Origin of the sequence: Vibrio kyushuensis (assembly GCF_050337325.1) — a bacterium.
Classification (GTDB): domain Bacteria; phylum Pseudomonadota; class Gammaproteobacteria; order Enterobacterales; family Vibrionaceae; genus Vibrio; species Vibrio kyushuensis.
The window spans coordinates 61,811-79,375 of record NZ_JAKJSV010000006.1 but is presented as its reverse complement, the minus strand read 5'-3'; the positions used below and the strand labels follow the sequence as shown (position 1 = coordinate 79,375).

Annotated in this window: 15 protein-coding genes; all 15 read left to right on the top strand. The window is 41.4% G+C overall.

Annotation, left to right across the window (positions count from 1 at the left end; all coding sequences use genetic code 11):
* Window positions 1-30: 30 nt before the first annotated feature.
* The 15 genes from L4D20_RS13975 to L4D20_RS13905 all read left to right on the top strand — a co-directional run bounded on the left by L4D20_RS13975 (window position 31) and on the right by L4D20_RS13905 (window position 17,561).
* Window positions 31-435 carry a DUF1801 domain-containing protein gene (locus tag L4D20_RS13975; protein WP_428802215.1) on the top strand — a complete coding sequence of 135 codons (405 nt, stop codon included), beginning with the start codon at window positions 31-33 and terminating at the stop codon, window positions 433-435.
* 115 nt (window positions 436-550) lie between these two features.
* Window positions 551-796, top strand: coding sequence for a hypothetical protein (locus tag L4D20_RS13970; protein ID WP_428802214.1), 246 nt, complete (start codon window positions 551-553; stop codon window positions 794-796).
* Window positions 797-926: 130 nt separating this feature from the next.
* A complete protein-coding gene (locus tag L4D20_RS13965) occupies window positions 927-1,427 on the top strand; it encodes a putative pterin-binding protein (protein ID WP_428802213.1) in 501 nt (166 codons plus the stop codon).
* 9 nt (window positions 1,428-1,436) lie between these two features.
* Window positions 1,437-3,563, top strand: a complete 2,127-nt coding sequence (locus L4D20_RS13960; protein ID WP_428802212.1) for an ATP-binding protein — start codon at window positions 1,437-1,439, stop codon at window positions 3,561-3,563.
* Window positions 3,564-3,748: 185 nt separating this feature from the next.
* Window positions 3,749-4,135, top strand: coding sequence for a tautomerase family protein (locus L4D20_RS13955; RefSeq protein ID WP_428802211.1), 387 nt, complete (start codon window positions 3,749-3,751; stop codon window positions 4,133-4,135).
* A gap of 10 nt (window positions 4,136-4,145) precedes the next feature.
* The gene (locus L4D20_RS13950; RefSeq protein WP_428802210.1) at window positions 4,146-4,619 is read left to right on the top strand and encodes an HAD family hydrolase; all 474 of its coding nucleotides are present in this window, start codon (window positions 4,146-4,148) and stop codon (window positions 4,617-4,619) included.
* Between the two features lie 208 nt (window positions 4,620-4,827).
* Complete coding sequence (locus L4D20_RS13945) at window positions 4,828-5,814, top strand: sensor domain-containing diguanylate cyclase (protein ID WP_428802209.1); 987 nt, start codon at window positions 4,828-4,830, stop codon at window positions 5,812-5,814.
* Between the two features lie 133 nt (window positions 5,815-5,947).
* Window positions 5,948-6,784, top strand: a complete 837-nt coding sequence (locus tag L4D20_RS13940) for a MurR/RpiR family transcriptional regulator (protein ID WP_428802208.1) — start codon at window positions 5,948-5,950, stop codon at window positions 6,782-6,784.
* Window positions 6,785-6,973: 189 nt separating this feature from the next.
* Window positions 6,974-8,131 (top strand): N-acetylneuraminate epimerase, encoded by a 1,158-nt coding sequence (locus tag L4D20_RS13935; RefSeq protein WP_428802207.1) that lies wholly within the window; start codon window positions 6,974-6,976, stop codon window positions 8,129-8,131.
* 654 nt (window positions 8,132-8,785) lie between these two features.
* Window positions 8,786-10,450, top strand: coding sequence for an ABC transporter substrate-binding protein (locus L4D20_RS13930; protein WP_428802206.1), 1,665 nt, complete (start codon window positions 8,786-8,788; stop codon window positions 10,448-10,450).
* A 136-nt stretch (window positions 10,451-10,586) separates the two neighbouring features.
* Window positions 10,587-11,579 (top strand): ABC transporter permease, encoded by a 993-nt coding sequence (locus L4D20_RS13925; protein ID WP_428802205.1) that lies wholly within the window; start codon window positions 10,587-10,589, stop codon window positions 11,577-11,579.
* A 10-nt stretch (window positions 11,580-11,589) separates the two neighbouring features.
* A complete protein-coding gene (locus L4D20_RS13920) occupies window positions 11,590-12,558 on the top strand; it encodes an ABC transporter permease (protein ID WP_428802204.1) in 969 nt (322 codons plus the stop codon).
* The gene (locus L4D20_RS13915) at window positions 12,555-13,601 is read left to right on the top strand and encodes an ABC transporter ATP-binding protein (protein WP_428802203.1); all 1,047 of its coding nucleotides are present in this window, start codon (window positions 12,555-12,557) and stop codon (window positions 13,599-13,601) included. The genes L4D20_RS13920 and L4D20_RS13915 overlap by 4 nt, the downstream gene beginning before the upstream one ends.
* On the top strand, window positions 13,602-14,627 hold the full coding sequence (locus L4D20_RS13910; protein WP_428802202.1) for an ABC transporter ATP-binding protein: 1,026 nt from the start codon (window positions 13,602-13,604) through the stop codon (window positions 14,625-14,627).
* 159 nt (window positions 14,628-14,786) lie between these two features.
* Window positions 14,787-17,561, top strand: coding sequence for a glycoside hydrolase family 3 protein (locus L4D20_RS13905; RefSeq protein ID WP_428802201.1), 2,775 nt, complete (start codon window positions 14,787-14,789; stop codon window positions 17,559-17,561).
* Window positions 17,562-17,565 lie beyond the last annotated feature (4 nt).

The window sequence follows — 17,565 nt, the reverse complement described above, 5'->3', positions numbered from 1 at the left end:
AGCTGTATGTTCAAAAATAGGAGTAACTCAATGAATAAGGAAGTTCAACTAAAGTTCGAATCTTACCCACCTGAAGTCAGGTCAAAAATGCTAGAGTTACGCACTTTAATCATAGAGGTTATTGAAGAGTGCGGGTTCAAACAGTTTGAAGAGACACTAAAATGGGGAGAACCGAGTTACCTAGTAAATGGAGGAAGCACTGTTCGAATTGACTGGAAAGCTAAGTCACCAGAGCAGTGTTATGTGTTCTTTAACTGTAAGACAAAGTTAGTCGATACTTTTCGTGAACTGTATTCAGATACGTTAACGTTTAATGGAAACAGAGCGATTTCTTTTAATCTCGATCAAGCGTTCCCTGTGGGTAGTTTGAAGCATTGCATTGAACTATCTCTACGTTATCAAAGTATTAAGCACTTGCCGTTACTTGGGGTTTAACATTATTAATATGCAACGGTAAAGTTAACCTCTTCGCATATTGCTTTATTGAGTAAGATTCGATGATACCTCTAAGGTAGAGTAAACAATCATTTACTTTTTCATCGGTATTTATATGGGCTCAGAAACGGCAATGGCTATCTCTCATTACTTAGGAATGCTTATCTTGTGGTTGATTCTTTATCCACTCGTCATTGTGGGCATTTGTATGGCTGTTTTTGAAAAGAAAAATCAAAATAAATTGATTGGTCGATTTACCATAATATGGGGGCTGATTGCCCTAGGCTTACTCACAATGCATCTGCAAATCGAAGTTATTTATGGTTCTGAAATTTTGGAGTCACTAAGTAAAAGCGAATAAATTCAACCACAAGGCCTTAATAACCGAGCATTCAGTTTCTATTCAATTCATCTCACAATGAATTCAACAGCTGGCGAACATACAATAGTGACTTATAATTAATGGATTGATCCCCATAGAGTATGTCGCTATGCAGAAGGCTATATTATATTTATTTGTTGTCTTTTCTTTACACGCATCCGTATATGCAGCGACTTTACCTAACCCATCTGGGGAAGTCATACTGTCGGTGTCAGGGAATATAGAGCATTCCAATAGTGAGATTGGAGTGGAGTTTGACGAAGGTATGATAGAGCAACTGAACACCTCAATTATAAAAACGAAGAACCACGTCGTTAAAGAGGTAGCAATATATAAAGGACCAACCTTATACGATGTACTAGAGCTAGCTGGTTCAAAAGGGGATGAAGTAAAAGTAATCGCATGGGATGACTACGTTGTCACTATCCCTATCTCGACTATTAAAAAATATGGGGTACTGCTTGCGACGCATGAGGATGGCAAGCGCATGACACTTGATGATAAAGGACCATTTTTTGTTGTATTTCCTTTTACCGAGTATTCGGAGATTAGAAATGACCTCTATTATAACCTATCCGTTTGGCAGGTTAAGGCATTGGTTGTGGAATAGAGCCTCACAATGCGAGTTGATCCGCTTCTATCTAGGACTGCTTTCACAACAATAATTGGCGTTCTTTGTTGTTGCATGATTTTTTCCATTAGTATTGTTTTTTACTCCTCAAACAAAATAGAGAATATACAGGCTGAACCTTATGTTGCCATTATTAATAATAATTTAGGGACTAAGTCTAAGTTATTGTCAATTAAAGTTAATTTTTTAGAATACTTAAATGAACCTACGAAGAGTAATCTAAAAAAGCTAAAGATTAGGGTTAGAGTTATTCGATCAAGCATTAATCAGGACTTATCTAGCGAAATTACTACTGACATTCATAGTCGGTATGGAGATAGTGAGAAGCTGACTGATATTATTAATAAAATAAATATAATATCGGAAAAAACAAAGCGTATAAATGAAAATAACAATCCAGAAGTGCTAGTAAAATTCATCCTAGTCGAATTGAATGCAGTTTATTCATTGGTTAATGATTACCTTTCAAAATTGGTGTCTGAAGTTCAAAGGAACCAGAACGAATTTCTACAGCTTAGAGACTCACATTATAAACGACTGTATTTTTACTATACGATCATTCTCATTGTTTCACTTCTCATTATTTCGTCGATTTCTTTTTTATATCTAAATCAAATTAAACTAATGAATGATCTCCGTCGACAAAGTCTTGAAACTGAAAAGGCTCGAAGAAAAGCGGAGGCTAGTGCTAGGGCTAAAGCTACATTTCTGGCCAACATGTCCCATGAGATTCGAACGCCACTCAATGCTATCATCGGTTTAAGTGATGCTGTCTTTTATGAACGAAGCGATAGTACAACACGAGAAAACCTTTTCTTAATCCACTCATCAAGTAATCACCTCCTAAGCGTAATCAATAATATATTGGACGTCAGTAAGATTGACGCAGGGAAAGTCACTGTTGAATGTATTGATTTTAAATTGAGTTACATTATCGACCAAGTACGTACGATCTTCATTAATTCGGACGCCAAGCCTGACGTTGAAGTTATCTTACTAACACCGATGAACGTCGACTACGTTATGAACTCAGACCCTACTAAGTTAATTCAAGTAATAACCAACCTTTGCACCAATGCTTGGAAGTTTACTGAACATGGATTGATCGTTGTTGATTTTAATGTCGTTCATCAAGAAAACGCCCCAGCGTACTTTAATGTCACTATCAAAGACTCGGGTGTTGGAATGACAAATGAGCAACTGAGTTCCATATTCGCTGAGTTTACACAGGCTGATTCCTCTATAACGAGAAAGTATGGCGGGACGGGGTTAGGGCTGTCGATCAGTAAACGATTAAGTAAGATTTTAGGCGGGGATATTACTGTTGAGAGTGAAGTGAATCTAGGCTCTACGTTCACGGTCAAGATACCAGTTAAATTGGTCAGTCACGATACCTTGTATCAATCGACTGAGTTGAAAAATAACGTGTCGCTATATGCAGATAATATGGACGTACATAACCTGATAAAAGCTGACTTAGAAAAAGTGGGTTTATTCAATGAGCATGGAACGGTTCTCCTATACTACAACACAAATTTATTTGAGTTAGATACTGTTATTGAAGAGGTCTCGAACAGTGGCGATAGAAAACTGGTTGTGATCTCAGGGTTAAATCAAGATGGCAATTCTAGTCAGTCACATGCATTTATCACCAAGCCTTACTCATCTAAAGAGGTGTTCTTTACTCTCAATACAATGATGAATGCTAAGGAGATAAGCGAGGCACAAACACCAAATTATCCGAGTTACCCGGAAATATCGGCGCTTATTGTCGAAGATGTAATGGTGAATCAAATCGTGGCACAAAGGACTTTGGATAGACTACATGTTAATCATGAAACGGTAACCAATGGTAAAGAATGCATTGAGCGAATCAGCGACAAGTACTATGACGTTATTTTATTGGATATTCAGATGCCCGTGATGGGTGGGATTGAAACAATCAAATACATTAAACAAGAGTCACTGTGCCAAGATACTATGATTGTTGCGTTAACGGCCAATACATTTGAAGAAGACATCCGACATTACTATCAGATCGGATTTGATGACGTTTTATCAAAGCCTTTTAAGTTGGAGCAAATGAACGAGCTGATAAAAAAGATCAAAAGATAATATTTTTAATGGAAAGGCTCTCTATTTAGCCGTGATTACTATTTTAAATCTCTACCCCTTAAACCGTTCTTAGATAAAAATAATATCACTATCTATGATCGTTATATGTTAATACAATTTGTTCAACATTTGAGCCCTGTCCTAGGTTAGAGTAGGGAAAGTCAAATTCAAGCAAAGGATCTGCCATGATTGTTGTGTACGGAATAAAAGAGCAATTAAACCCAATTAAATCAAAACTATCAGATGTGATTCATTTAAGCATGACCCAGGCAATAGGAATGCCTGAAGATAAGCGAGCTCATCGATTTGTACCAATGGAAAAAGAGGATTTCTATTACCCCGGAGGCCGTACAGATGCTTATACCGTTATTGAAATAAACATGATGGAAGGGCGTCAAAAAAAGACTAAGAAGTTGCTGATAAAAACGCTGTTTAATAATATTGAATCCCAGCTTGGAATTTCTTCGGTCGATATTGAAATCACGATTAAGGAGCAACCCGCTCACTGCTGGGGCTTTAGAGGAATTACCGGTGATGAAGCGCAAGACCTAAAATATCAAGTTAAAGTCTGAGGAGCAGGGAATGTTTAAAGCATACTTATTTGATTGGGGCGATACGCTAATGGTTGATTTTCCTGATGCTCAAGGAAAGATGTGTGATTGGAAACATGTTGAAGCCATAGATGGAGCTGAATTAGTGCTAAGTACCATTTCAATACAGAGTAAGATTTTCATTGCTACTAGTGCTAACGAGTCGACAGAATCAGACATTCAAAGTGCTTTTAACCGAGTAGGACTAGATAAATACATTACCGGTTACTTTTGTAAGGCTAATCTTGGTTTAGCGAAAGGAACACCAGAGTTCTATTTGAAAATTGTAGACGAAATAGGTCTACAACCTAATCAAGTCGTAATGATTGGCGACACTTTTAGTAAAGACATTCAACCAGCAATTCAAGCAGGTTTGTCAGCGAGATGGTTTAACCCTAAACGAGCCGAAAGCCCCCTTGCACAAGATTTTGATCAGTTTACTCACTTATGTGAATTGATAAGCTAACTGAAATGGTTTAATGCGCCCACTCGGAAGCAGTATGAATCAAAGTTCAAAGTCCCTTCATTGTGAATGCACTATACTTTCTGACTGACGTAGAAGAGTTCGACACGTTTGAATTGAATGTGTTTTCTTTTCTTTCTTTGGTGACTAAACGCTTTTTCCTAATAGCTTATCGCGTGAGTATCCATGTCGAATTGTTGAAGGTGGTGAGATGACTGACAAAATATGCTCATTGAAAGCAGAAATTGAAGGACTTAAATCTCAGGTTCGTACTCTAAAAAAACATGAGAAGCAGCTTGAGCTTGTAATCAAAAGTACCGGTGTTGGAATATGGGACTGGTACGTGCAAGAGGGCAAGACTGAATTCAACGAACGCTGGGCCAACATTATTGGTTATACCCTCGACGAGCTATCACCAGTCAGTATTGATACGTGGTTAACCTATGCTCACCCAGACGACCTCATCGAATCAGAGCGTTTATTGAAAGAGCATTGGGCAGGGCGTAGCGAGTACTATATCTTCGAATCTCGAATGAAGCATAAAAGTGGTAGATGGATCTGGGTTTATGACACTGGGCAAGTGATCGAGTGGGAAAGTGAAGGCGTACCTAAAAGAATGATTGGGACTCATCTAGATATTACGAAAGAACGGGAGGCGATGGCTAAGTTGGATGCGGCAAATAAAGCCTTAAAAGAGCTTAGTTACATGGATTCTTTAACCGATATACCCAACCGAAGGGCCTACCTTGAGAGGCTATCAGAAGAAATCTCGATTGCACGTCGATCAAATACTCCTCTTTCTATGCTTATGATCGATATTGATCACTTCAAACAGTACAACGATACATTTGGTCATGAGAAAGGCGACATAGCCCTGTTTCAAATTGCTCAGTGTATAAAGCATGAACTGCCTAGAAAAACCGACTTTGTTGCTCGTTTTGGAGGAGAAGAAATTATCGCAATTTTACCTCACACAGACCCGGATGGGGCGGTGTTTGCAGCACGGAAAATACTAGAGGCCGTGATGGCTGAAAACATAGAGCACACCTATTCGCAACATGAAAATAAGTTGACGGTAAGCATCGGTGTCGCGACATGCACCGATCATTACGAAACCTTACTCGATAAAGCCGATGCAGCAATGTACTGTGCAAAAGAGCTCGGTAGGAACCAGCTTCAAACGTACAACAAAAAGTAGAAACCGATTTTTGCGAAAAATTACCTTAGTTACTGTTTGTATTTATGTCGGGCTTGACGGGTTTAAGCTGTATTAATATTTTTAAGTCTCTGGTACTTTGAAAGAAGGAATAACTGTATTTAAAGAGGCTACAGTGAGCTCGCCAAAAAATTTACTTGTTCGAATGCGTTCAAATATAGAACCGTTGAGTAAAAAACTACGAATCGTTACCGATTATGTTTTGGAAAATGCCCAAGAGGTGCAGTTTCAAACAATCACTGATTTAGCTCGTAATACAAATACGAGTGAAGCGACTGTCATCCGTTTATGTCGTGATTTGGGTTATAAAGGTTACTCTGATTTTCGAATGGCTCTGGCCATTGAATTGAGCCAAGCGGCTAACCAAGAAGCGTCTGAGGAAGAAGGTGACATTTGTGATGTTTCCGCTCGAAGTGCTGTAGACAGCCTTCAAGATACCGCTAAATTAATCGACCGTGACTCTTTAACACGCGTTTGCGAGTTGGTCCATCAGGCAAACTTTATTGGTTGTGTTGGTGTAGGTGCCTCGAGCATTGTTGGTCGTTACCTAGCATATAGGTTGATACGAATTGGCAAGAAGGCGATCATGTTTGAAGATACACATATCGCGGCAATGAATGCCAGTCGATGCAGTAAGGGTGATTTGTGGGTTTCTGTTTCTAGCTCTGGCTCTACAAAAGAAGTTATCCATGCAGCAAGCCTTGCATATAAACGCAGTATACCCGTTGTAACATTAACCAATATTAATCACAGCCCGCTTTCTGAAATATCAACAGAATTACTCGTTGCAGCAAGGCCTGAAGGACCACTAACTGGTGGTGCATTTTCCTCAAAAGTGGGGGCTTTACTATTAGTAGATGTACTTGTGAATACCTTGTTAGATAAGTACCCACAATATTCAGACTCTGTACAAGAAACTGCGGAAGTCGTATTACCTTTAATGAGTAATTAACGAGTTATAACACCGATTGATACGACGAAGACCTGCCTCACCAGTAGGTCTTTTTTATATCTATTTTATGAAGATATTTTTTATTGTTAAGTTGATCAAAGAAATTATTCTTCATTAAGTGATAATTAGATGGATTTTTGAACAATAAAAGATGGCAATTCTGACCATTGATATAAGGAAATAACAATAATGAATTTGAAAACCAATCTAATAACTACGCCTTTGCTTGCTGCAGCGTTGCTATTCAGTGTTAATGCTATGGCTAATACTCATTGGCCTGATCTACCCGTAGGCATTAAAAGCGGGGTCAGTGCACAGGTAGGAGACAAAGTTTTTGTGGGGCTTGGCTCAGCAGGCTCCGATTTTTATATGTTGGATATTGAGTCTTTGGATAAAGGTTGGCAGAAACAAGCCAGTTTCATCGGTCCGGCAAGAAGTGGCGCGACAGCATCTGTTGTTGATGGCGATATCTACATTTTTGGTGGCTCGGGAAAAGAGAGCTCGAGTGATCCTGCACCGATACTTTTCGATACTATCTATCGTTATAATGTCTCTGCCAATAGCTGGTCTCAGGCTAACTCAACGACACCTGTTGGCTTATTAGGTGCTGCATCTTATTCTCCAGACAACAAACAAGTCATTTTCTTTGGAGGTTATAACAAAGGATATTTTGATACTTACCTTTCTGACATTATGGCAACGGATAAAAAGACACAGCCAGACGCTTGGCAGAAGATCGTTGATGACTATATGGGCATGAAACCGCTCGATTATAAATGGAACCAACAAGTGTTGAGCTTTAAGCCAGAGACTGGAGAGTGGAGTGAACTAGGTTTGTCACCCTATATCCCTAACTGTGGTTCCGCTTTGGTTGCCGATGGTGCTAACGCTATGCTAATCAGTGGTGAAATCAAGCCGGGGCTGAGAACAGCAGAAGTGAAACAGTATCAATTTGGTCAACCTCAACCATGGACAAGTCTTCATTCGTTACCTGCTCTCGAACCATCAAATATTCAGGAAGGCGTTGCTGGTGCGTATGCTGGTAAAAGCAATGGTGCGATCATTGTTGCTGGTGGCGCAAACTTCCACGGCGCAAAAACGGCGTTTGAAAAAGGGAGTATGTTTGCACATAACGGCTTCGGTAAAGCGTATAACCCCGAGATGTACGTCAAGGTTGATGGATTATGGAGTCAAGTAAACGATTTGCCAGAAGGGCTTGCTTATGGCGCATCCTTTGCAACAGATAAAGGTGTTCTAATCGCAGGTGGTGAAACGGCTGACAGAAGCGCAAGTAAAAAAGTGTATTTGCTTGCGTGGAACGGTACCTCTGTCGATATAACAGACTAAATAAAAAAACATCAGGCTAAGTCTGAGTGAAAAAGTAGTGGTAGTAATAAAAACCCGCTGCGGTAGAAGGTGAGAGTGTGTTCTCGACTTTTCCGCTAGTGGGTTTTCCCCTTCCTTCGTTACATTCTTATTGTCAAAGTAAAGCACTCACAATTAACAAAACGTATGAGTAAATATCAACCAAAAAATTCTGTTTTTAATGTTTGGTAATTATTTATATTATTATTTGTGCGCTGATAAACAGTCTTAAGTAGAAATGGTTCATATTATTTGTCATGTATTAAATACCAAATGTGATTCGTGCCTTTTATAGTAATTAAACTTAAATGAGATCTAACCTTGAAAATAATTTGTTTCATCATTTGTTGTGGTTTTTATGAAATAAGTGAATTGTTTAACTTGTTGTTTTTAGGTATTTTGTTTCTGTTTCTTCGTGTGTATGAAAACCTAGTTCATTACGTGGAAATTGACTTTGTTTCATCGTTAGTGCGTGAGATTAGACTAGCTTTGATATTTTAAAACATACTCATATCACTATTTAATTAATGTGACCAAATAAGCAAAACTACTCTGACCAAACTTCTATGATTCGCCAAGTAAAGCGTCGTTGTTAAGTGTCGCGGCGTTCCATGATTATAATTACAGGAGTTTCATATGAATCGTGCTTTTTTTGCTGCGTCTACATTAGCTTTGGCGGTAGCGATGCCTGCACAGGCCAACGAGGTTACAACAGAATCGATACCTAATTTGAGAATACTCAATGATAGTACGACAGGTTGGGTTCGTAATTTTAACCCGTGGGTTGGAGGTCGCACCAACTTTGCTTATGAGTCACTAGTGATATTTAGCCAGCTTGATTCATCTGATGTGCACCCTTGGTTAGCTACTGGATATGAGCTAAGCGAAGACATGAAAATGATCACTGTTAATTTACGCGAAGGCGTTAAGTGGTCAGATGGGGTTGATTTTACCGCGGATGATGTTGTTTTTTCTTATACATATCCAACCAAACACCCTGAAATTGATGGTGCAGGTATGGCCAACCGCATCGAAAAAATAGTAAAAATAAACGATCATAAAGTAGAGATTCACCTACCTGAAGCGAATGCGTTCGCTGCCGAAGATATTATCGGTGAGGGTGTTCGTATGATTCCAAAACATATCTGGTCAGAAATCGACAGTCCTGCTGCTTTTGTTAATGACAACCCAGTCGGTACTGGTCCGTTTACCGAAATTCAGCGCTTTACCCCTCAAGTCTATATTCAGTGTCGTAATCCACATTACTGGAATAAAGACCTAGAAATTAACTGTTTAGAGTTTCCTCAGTACTCAAGTAATGATGCGGCATTAGAGATGCTGTCAAAAGGTGAAATCGATTGGGCAGGTATTTTCATTCCTGATATTGAACGCACTTTTGTGGCTAAACACCCTAATAATAAATACTGGTTCCCATCGAATGATGGTGTCCGTATTGCGATGAACTACAACACCAAAAATGAAGCCGCAAGTGAAGCATTCAGTGATCTAAATTTCCGTCGTGCAATGAACCTCTCTATGGATCGTGAAGCAATGATCATGATTGGTGCTTACGGCTATGTTGAAGGGGGTAACCCAGCCACTAACTTACCTAAAACGCATTGGTCTTGGCGTGATGAACAAGCTGATGAATCTTGGAATCAGCTATATCGTTATGATGTAAAGGCGGCAAAAGCGGAACTTGAAAAAGGCGGCTTTAAAGACACCAATGGTGATGGTTTTGTCGAAACACCATCAGGTAAAAAGCTATCGTTCCGTATCCAAGTACCCAGTGGTTGGAGCGATTGGGTAAACAACGTGGGTATTGCTGTTGAAGGTCTGCGAATGGCAGGTATCAATGCCAATATCATCACACCAGAAGTGAACGCTTACGCTCAAAACTGGGCAAATAACGACTTCGAAGCAACGATGGCGGCGGGCACAATTCAAAGCTCCGCTTGGCGATTCTACGATCAAACCATGCACTCACGTTATGCAGATACCGGCATTTGGTGGTCAACGAGCATGCATAACTACACCAGCGATGACCTAGATAACTTAATTGAGAGTCTAGGAAAAACGCGTGATGTTGAAAAACAGAAAGAGTTAGGCGCTCAAATTGAACGAATCTATGCAGAGCAAGCTGTTCAAGTACCGCTTTACTACAACGGTGTTTGGTACGTCTACAACGATTCACGCTTTGAAGGTTGGGCGTCGGCTGACAATCCGTTTGTTCTACCTGCACCATTTGAAGGGATGGATCGTTTGATTCACATAATGAATCTAAAGCCACGAGTGCAATAGTACGTTAACTATTGTTTAGCTAACGCCTTATTAAGCTGTAATCGTAATAGGCGTTGGCTAATTCAATATTGCCTGTTGATACAGGCATATTTTAAATTTTCGTTGTAAGCGGTTTCATAGATATGGAGTTTTTCCTATGAAGTTTATTTTAAGCCGGCTTGGTTTCTATTTTCTGGCTTTTCTTGGTGCTATCACCATCAATTTTTTCTTGCCTCGCTTAATGCCGGGTGATCCTATCCAGTCGTTTTTAGGGCGATTAGCCCAATCTGGCGGGCAAATCACACCAGAGATGGTTGCTGCTCTTGAGATGCTGTACGGCTACTCAACTCAAATCCCTTTAATCGAGCAATTCTTCCACTATTTACAGAATATTTTAACGGGTGAATGGGGGACTTCGACACGCTTCTACCAACCGGTATTTGATGTGTTAGGTCGCGGCATGCTGTGGACCTTACTTTTAGTGGGTTGTTACATTTTGGTCTCGTATACCATCACTACATTGCTAGGTATCTATGTTGCGTGGAAACGTGGAACATGGGTAGATAGCGTTATAACGATCTCATCAGTGGTGATATCGTCGATTCCTGCTGTTGTTATGGCGCTCTTTATCTACTTTGTCTTCGCGTCAGATTTAGGTTGGTTCCCAACGGGTTACGCCTACGACCCAAAACTCGATCCTGAATTTAGCTGGCAGTTTATTTCTAGTGTTTTATATCACTTAGCACTTCCACTATTGAGCATGGTACTGCTTGGTATGGGTGGCGTCATGGGCATGCGCTCAAATATGATTAACCAGCTAGGTGAAGACTTCATCGTGATGGGTTGGGCTAAGGGTGTAAAAGATCGCAAGGTGATGCTGCAGTACGGCGCACGTAATGCGATTTTGCCAATGATCACGTCATTCGCTATGTCGATAGGTTCAATTTTTGCTGGTTCACTCATCATTGAAATCATCTTTAACTATCCCGGGCTCGGGCAAGTGATGTTCCAAGCGATGCTTTCAAGAGACTACCCACTGATTCAAGGCTACCTACTCATCATGACTTTCATGGTATTAAGTGCCAATTTCATTGCTGATTTATTGATGTTTATTCTTGATCCGCGTCTACGTACTGAGCTAGAGGCATAGGAATATAGTTATGAAAAAAACGCTCTCTATTTGCAAACAATTTTTGTTAGGTAACCCAAAAGCAGCTGTAGGTATATTCATGGTATTTACCGTGATATTCCTCTGTTTTGCCGCGCCTTTGTTTACCGAATATCAAGCAACGGCACGAATTGCTAGACCACACCAAGCGCCATCATTGGACCATATTCTAGGTACCACTCGTATGGGCAGAGATGTATGGGCGCAAGTGCTATACGGTGGACGAACGTCGTTAATGGTCGGCTTTGTCGCTGGAACTTTCGTTATGCTTATGGCAATGATTATCGGTGTTTCGTCAGGCTACTTTGGTGGCCGAGTCGATAACGCACTGTCATTTATTACCAATCTAGTGATGGTTATTCCAAGCTTACCGCTTATGTTGGTACTGGCTGCATTTCTTGGTCAAGTTTCTCCGTTTGCTATTGCTGTCATCATTGGCGCAACCTCTTGGCCTTGGGGGGCAAGGGTTATACGTTCACAAACATTAGCCATACGTAACCGTGATTTCGTTCATGCCGCTCAAGTTATGGGGGAGACAAAACCACGCATGCTTTTTGCTGAAGTGATGCCCAATATGATGTCGATTCTTGCGTCGCTTTTCATCGGTACGGTTATCTTCGCCATCATGACTCAGGCAACGTTAGAGTTCATCGGTCTAGGTGATCCTCTTAGCGTGACGTGGGGAGGAATGCTCTATAACGCTGACCAAACGTCAGCCATTCGAATTGGTGCGTGGTGGGAAATTGTCGCACCAAGTGTGGCATTAGCTTCAGTTGCCATTGGCCTTGCTCTTATTAATTTCTCGATTGATGAAATTTCCAATCCGAAACTGAAAGCGCAACGCATCATGGCGAAGTACCGTCGTGAAGAGAAGAAAGCGGAAAAGTTATTGGTTCAAAAGAAAAAGATGGAGCAGGTGGTGTTTGATAAAAAGGCTACAGACACAGGAGCCACAGAATGAAAAAGTTAATTGATGTTAAAGGCTTATGTGTTGACTACGTCACTTTTGATGGCCGAGTAAGAGCGGTTGATGATGTCAGTTTTCATATTAATGAAGGCGAAATATTAGGTCTTGCTGGTGAATCTGGGTGTGGGAAATCAACCGTTGCTTTCTCGTTAATGCGATTGCACCGACCGCCCGCTCTAATCTCTGAAGGGCAAATCTTGTTTGATGGACAAGACGTGCTAACCATGGAAGAAGAAGAGCTTCGTTCGTATCGCTGGAAAGGCGCGTCGATGGTATTTCAAAGTGCCATGAACTGTCTTAATCCTCTGAAAACCATTGAATACCAATTCTGGGATATTTTTGATGCCCACGACATTGTAAAAAACCGTGAAGAGTCGATAGAAAAAGCAAAAGAGCTGCTCAACATTGTTGATATTCCATCAGAACGATTGTTTGATTATCCGCACCAATTTTCTGGCGGCATGCGTCAGCGTGTGGTGATAGCGATGGCGTTGGCACTCAACCCTAAACTGCTTGTTATGGATGAACCAACAACGGCGCTTGATGTAGTGGTTCAGCGTGAAATTCTACAGAAAATCTATGAATTAAAAGAGCGGTTTGGGTTCTCAATTTTGTTCATTACTCACGACCTTAGCTTGATGGTCGAGTTCTGCGATCGTATTGGCATCATGTACTCGGGAAAATTAATTGAGCTTGCGCCTTCAAAAGAGATTCTTCAAAAGCCGAATCATCCTTATACCCAAGGGCTTGGTAACTCATTTCCCACATTGATTGGTGAACTGCAAGAGATGAAAGGGATCCCGGGAACACCTCTCGATCTTACCAAAATACCGCCGGGTTGCCGTTTTGCACCCCGTTGCTCTTATGCACAAGAGACGTGTCGAAAGGTTGAGCCGATGACTGAGAAAGTTGCGGCTAATCGTTGGTCTGCTTGTCACTTTCATTTGAATGCTTCACTAAACAGTGATTGCTTAAATGAAAGCCGTGTTGAGAGCGAGACAAAAATGCACAGTCAATTAACTGAAGTGGAGTGCTAGATGATGCAGGTATTAGAACAATCACCAACGGCTAAAAACCGCGAGCACCCTGTGGTTCTAGAAGCGCAAAACCTGACGATTGATTTCCATAAGAAAAAGAAATCTCTGTTTGGGCCGAAAGAGTATTTAAGAGCCGTTAATGGTCTGAACTTTAAACTTCGTGAAGGGCACTGTGTTGCTATTGTTGGGGAGTCAGGTTGTGGTAAAAGTACCAGTGCAAAAATAGCGACGAAAATTCATAAAGCGACTGAAGGTGGGATCTATTTCCACGGAACAAATATTGATGATTTCAAGTCTGGAAAAGTGTTGGATGCGTATCGTCGTGAAGTTCAAATGGTGTTCCAAGACCCATTCAGTTCGCTAAATCCACTGCATACCATACGTTATCATTTGCAGCGTCCATTGAAAATTTACCACGGTATTAAACCGGGCAAAGAGATGGAATATCGAATGATTAAACTGCTGACTGAGGTGGGCTTAACGCCAGCGAAAGATGTGTTGGGTAAGTTCCCTCATCAACTTTCTGGCGGTCAACGTCAGCGTGTTTTCTTAGCGAAAACATTGGCCATTGGCGCTAAAGTCATTTTGGCTGATGAACCTACATCAATGTTAGACGTTTCAATTCGTATCGGCGTTTTGAATCTAATGAATAAGATGAAAAAAGAGATGGGTAAATCGTTCATGTATATAACGCATGATATTGCGACAGCTCGTTATTTTGCTGAAGAGACGATTGTTCTCTACTGCGGTCATATGGTGGAGTGGGGTGATACTGAAGCAATAACGCAAAACCCTCAGCACCCATATACCCAACTGTTGCTTGCAGCGGTTCCAGATCCTAGTCGAAGTATTCACGACAAATTGCCAACTCATCGTTCACTTGAAACACCCATGTGGTCACCGGATAAACGAGGTTGCCCGTACGCTTCTCGATGTCCTCAGGCTAAAAAAGTATGTGGTGAATATTTACCCGAGCCCACTCAAATAGCGGAGAACCATTTCTCGCGTTGCCACCTCTTTGTGTAAGACGAACCAGAGGTTAGTGCCTTAACGAAAACTGCTTTGTCGCAAAAGCTTAGGCAAAGACCAGTACATAACAAAAAATTCACTTAATAATAATTATGTGCTCTCACCATTCGGTCGACTGAATGGGAAGAGAGCACAGACATAAATGGATAGTTTTATATGCACCAAGAAAACACAAAAATTGATTCAACAATTTTAGCTAAGGTAAGCCGACAGGCCGCCAGCGAGGGTATTGTACTGCTTGAAAATAAGGAGTCGATATTACCGATTAAAGCAGGAGAAACTATTTCGCTATTCGGTCGATGCCAGATCGATACTTATCGAAGCGGAACAGGGTCCGGCGGCGCCGTTAATGTCAAATATGCGATTAACGCGTTAGAGGGATTAAGAGCTAACCGAACGATTAAGCTTAATGAATCTCTCGTTGGTATTTATGAACAGTGGGTTAAAGCGAACCCGTTTGACAATGGTGGTGGCGGTTGGGCGGCTGAACCGTGGTTTCAACATGAGATGCCTTTAACTGATGAATTGGTTACTCAGGCCGAAAAAGTCTCTAACAAAGCGGTGGTCTTCATTGGTCGCACCGCAGGCGAAGAACAAGATAACCGAGAAGAGGCTGGAAGTTACTACTTAACCGAGCTGGAATTGGAGATGCTTGGTAAAGTGGCGACCCATTTTAAGGATGTGATTGTTGTTCTTAATGTGAGCAATATCATCGACATGTCATGGCTTAGTTGCCTCGATAATAATCAATCAATTAAAGCTGTTTTGTATAATTGGGCCGCAGGAATGGAAGGGGGACACGCTTTAGCCGATGTTCTTTCTGGAGACGTGTCTCCAAGTGGCAGACTAACAGATACCATTGCTCACAATCTTGCTGATTACCCATCCGCTGAAAATTTTGGGCGTACGGATTACAATTTATATGCAGAAGATATTTATCTTGGTTATCGCTATTTCGAAACCTTTAAACCTCAGGCTGTACAGTACGAATTTGGTGCAGGATTATCCTATACCGCATTTAGCCAAAAACTGATTTCCTACACGGTTGACGGGAAAGGCGCAGATAGCGTTCTTCACTTTGATATTGAAGTTGAAAATGTAGGAACTCACTTCGCAGGCAAAGAAGTAGTACAGATCTATCTTGAAGCTCCTCAAGGAGAGCTTGGTAAGCCTGCTCGCGCACTTGTTGGCTTTGCGAAGTCGAAGGCTCTTGATTGCGGTGAGAACCAAGCTATCCGTATTTCGATTCCTGTTCACTCATTTGCTTCATACGATGATAGCGGCGTGACTGGAGAGCAGAGTTGTTATGTCTTAGAGCAAGGCTGCTATCAATTTTACTTTGGTGGTAGTGTGCGCAAAGCACAGCGAATGAGTGTTACTTTTGAACTTGATGAAATGCTGGTTACCGAAAGGCTTAAAGAGGCATTAGCGCCTGTAAAAGCGTTTGACCGAATGAAACCCGGCACTCGTAATGGTGATGGTGCTTATGAGTTAGCCTATGAGCCTGTTCCACAGCGCACTGTTTCAATGCTTGATCGTATTGAGACGGAATTGCCAGCGTGTTTAGAGTTAACTGGCGACAAAGGCATTAAGCTTATTGACGTGAAACAAGGGCGCGCAGGGTTAGACGATTTTATTGCTCAACTAACCCCTGAGCAGCTAGCGACGATGACACGTGGCGAAGGAATGTGTAGCCCTAAGGTCACCCCCGGCGTTGCTGCCGCATTCGGTGGTGTCTCTCAAGACCTGTATGAGTTAGGAATTCCTGTTGCAGCTGCCGCAGACGGACCTTCTGGTATTCGTATGGACAGCGGTCACACCGCGACTCAAGTCCCAATTGGTACATTGCTGGCTAGCACGTGGAACAGAGAGTTGAATGAGCAACTTTTTTATCTAGTTGGCCAAGAGTTGGTGGAGCATAAGATTGATACTCTATTAGGCCCAGGGATGAACATTCATCGCCACCCTCTTAATGGTCGAAACTTTGAATATTTCTCTGAAGACTCTCTAATAACCGGTGTTATCGCGTCGGCCCAAACACGCGGTTTGAGCAGAGCTGGTGTTAGTGGAACGATTAAACATTTTGTAGCCAACGATCAAGAAACAGCGCGTAAAGATGTAGATTCAATTGTGTCTGAACGTGCCTTACGTGAAATTCACCTTAAGCCGTTTGAAATGGCGGTGAAAGAAGGTCTAGCTTCTACCATCATGACAGCCTACAACCCAGTCAACGGTCACTGGACCGCTTCAAATTATGATCTCAACACCACGATACTACGTGGAGAGTGGGGTTACACAGGCATAGTCATGAGTGATTGGTGGGCGAAGATGAATGATCCTGTCACGGCGGGCCATGAAGATGTGAGCCTTACCTCGTTTATGATTCGTTCTCAAAATGATCTTTATATGGTGGTAGAAAATGATGGAGCTGAATGCAATGCTTCCGAAGATGACACATTAGCTGCGCTACAACAAGGCACATTGACGTTAGGTGAATTACAGCGTTCTGCGATGAATATTTGCCGTTTTATCATGAATGCCCCAGTGATGAATCGTCCGTTAGAGTTTTACCATAATGTGAAACACTTTAAACCGTTGCAAGGTGTAGATGAAAGCATGGCAACACCTGTTGAAAAAGGTGTGACGTTTAAACCCAAGTCTATGAAATCGGCAATAATTGAAGTTACTCATGATGGACTTTATCAATGTGACGCCTTAATGCGTTATGAGCTTAATTCAATGGCACAGTCATCGTGTAACTTAAATATTAATGGGGTTATTGCAATGACCCTGCCAGTTAATGGCACCGATGGGAAGCTAGTGACGGTGAAAGGTCAGCAGGTGAAATTGACTAAAGGCTGTTATGAGCTGAGTGTCGAAACGGTTAAACCAGGACTAGAGCTTGAACAACTGACGTTCGCTAAGGTGTAGTTAT

Excerpts from the sequence above, each read along its gene's own strand:
- L4D20_RS13915 (WP_428802203.1), top strand. The coding sequence starts at position 12,555 with ATGAAAAAGTTAATTGATGTTAAAGGCTTATGTGTTGACTACGTCACT.
- L4D20_RS13965 (WP_428802213.1), top strand. The coding sequence starts at position 927 with ATGCAGAAGGCTATATTATATTTATTTGTTGTCTTTTCTTTACACGCA.
- L4D20_RS13950 (WP_428802210.1), top strand. The coding sequence starts at position 4,146 with ATGTTTAAAGCATACTTATTTGATTGGGGCGATACGCTAATGGTTGAT.
- L4D20_RS13945 (WP_428802209.1), top strand. The coding sequence starts at position 4,828 with ATGACTGACAAAATATGCTCATTGAAAGCAGAAATTGAAGGACTTAAA.
- L4D20_RS13910 (WP_428802202.1), top strand. The coding sequence starts at position 13,602 with ATGATGCAGGTATTAGAACAATCACCAACGGCTAAAAACCGCGAGCAC.
- L4D20_RS13920 (WP_428802204.1), top strand. The coding sequence starts at position 11,590 with ATGAAAAAAACGCTCTCTATTTGCAAACAATTTTTGTTAGGTAACCCA.
- L4D20_RS13905 (WP_428802201.1), top strand. The coding sequence starts at position 14,787 with ATGCACCAAGAAAACACAAAAATTGATTCAACAATTTTAGCTAAGGTA.
- L4D20_RS13955 (WP_428802211.1), top strand. The coding sequence starts at position 3,749 with ATGATTGTTGTGTACGGAATAAAAGAGCAATTAAACCCAATTAAATCA.
- L4D20_RS13930 (WP_428802206.1), top strand. The coding sequence starts at position 8,786 with ATGAATCGTGCTTTTTTTGCTGCGTCTACATTAGCTTTGGCGGTAGCG.
- L4D20_RS13960 (WP_428802212.1), top strand. The coding sequence starts at position 1,437 with ATGCGAGTTGATCCGCTTCTATCTAGGACTGCTTTCACAACAATAATT.
- L4D20_RS13935 (WP_428802207.1), top strand. The coding sequence starts at position 6,974 with ATGAATTTGAAAACCAATCTAATAACTACGCCTTTGCTTGCTGCAGCG.
- L4D20_RS13925 (WP_428802205.1), top strand. The coding sequence starts at position 10,587 with ATGAAGTTTATTTTAAGCCGGCTTGGTTTCTATTTTCTGGCTTTTCTT.
- L4D20_RS13975 (WP_428802215.1), top strand. The coding sequence starts at position 31 with ATGAATAAGGAAGTTCAACTAAAGTTCGAATCTTACCCACCTGAAGTC.
- L4D20_RS13970 (WP_428802214.1), top strand. The coding sequence starts at position 551 with ATGGGCTCAGAAACGGCAATGGCTATCTCTCATTACTTAGGAATGCTT.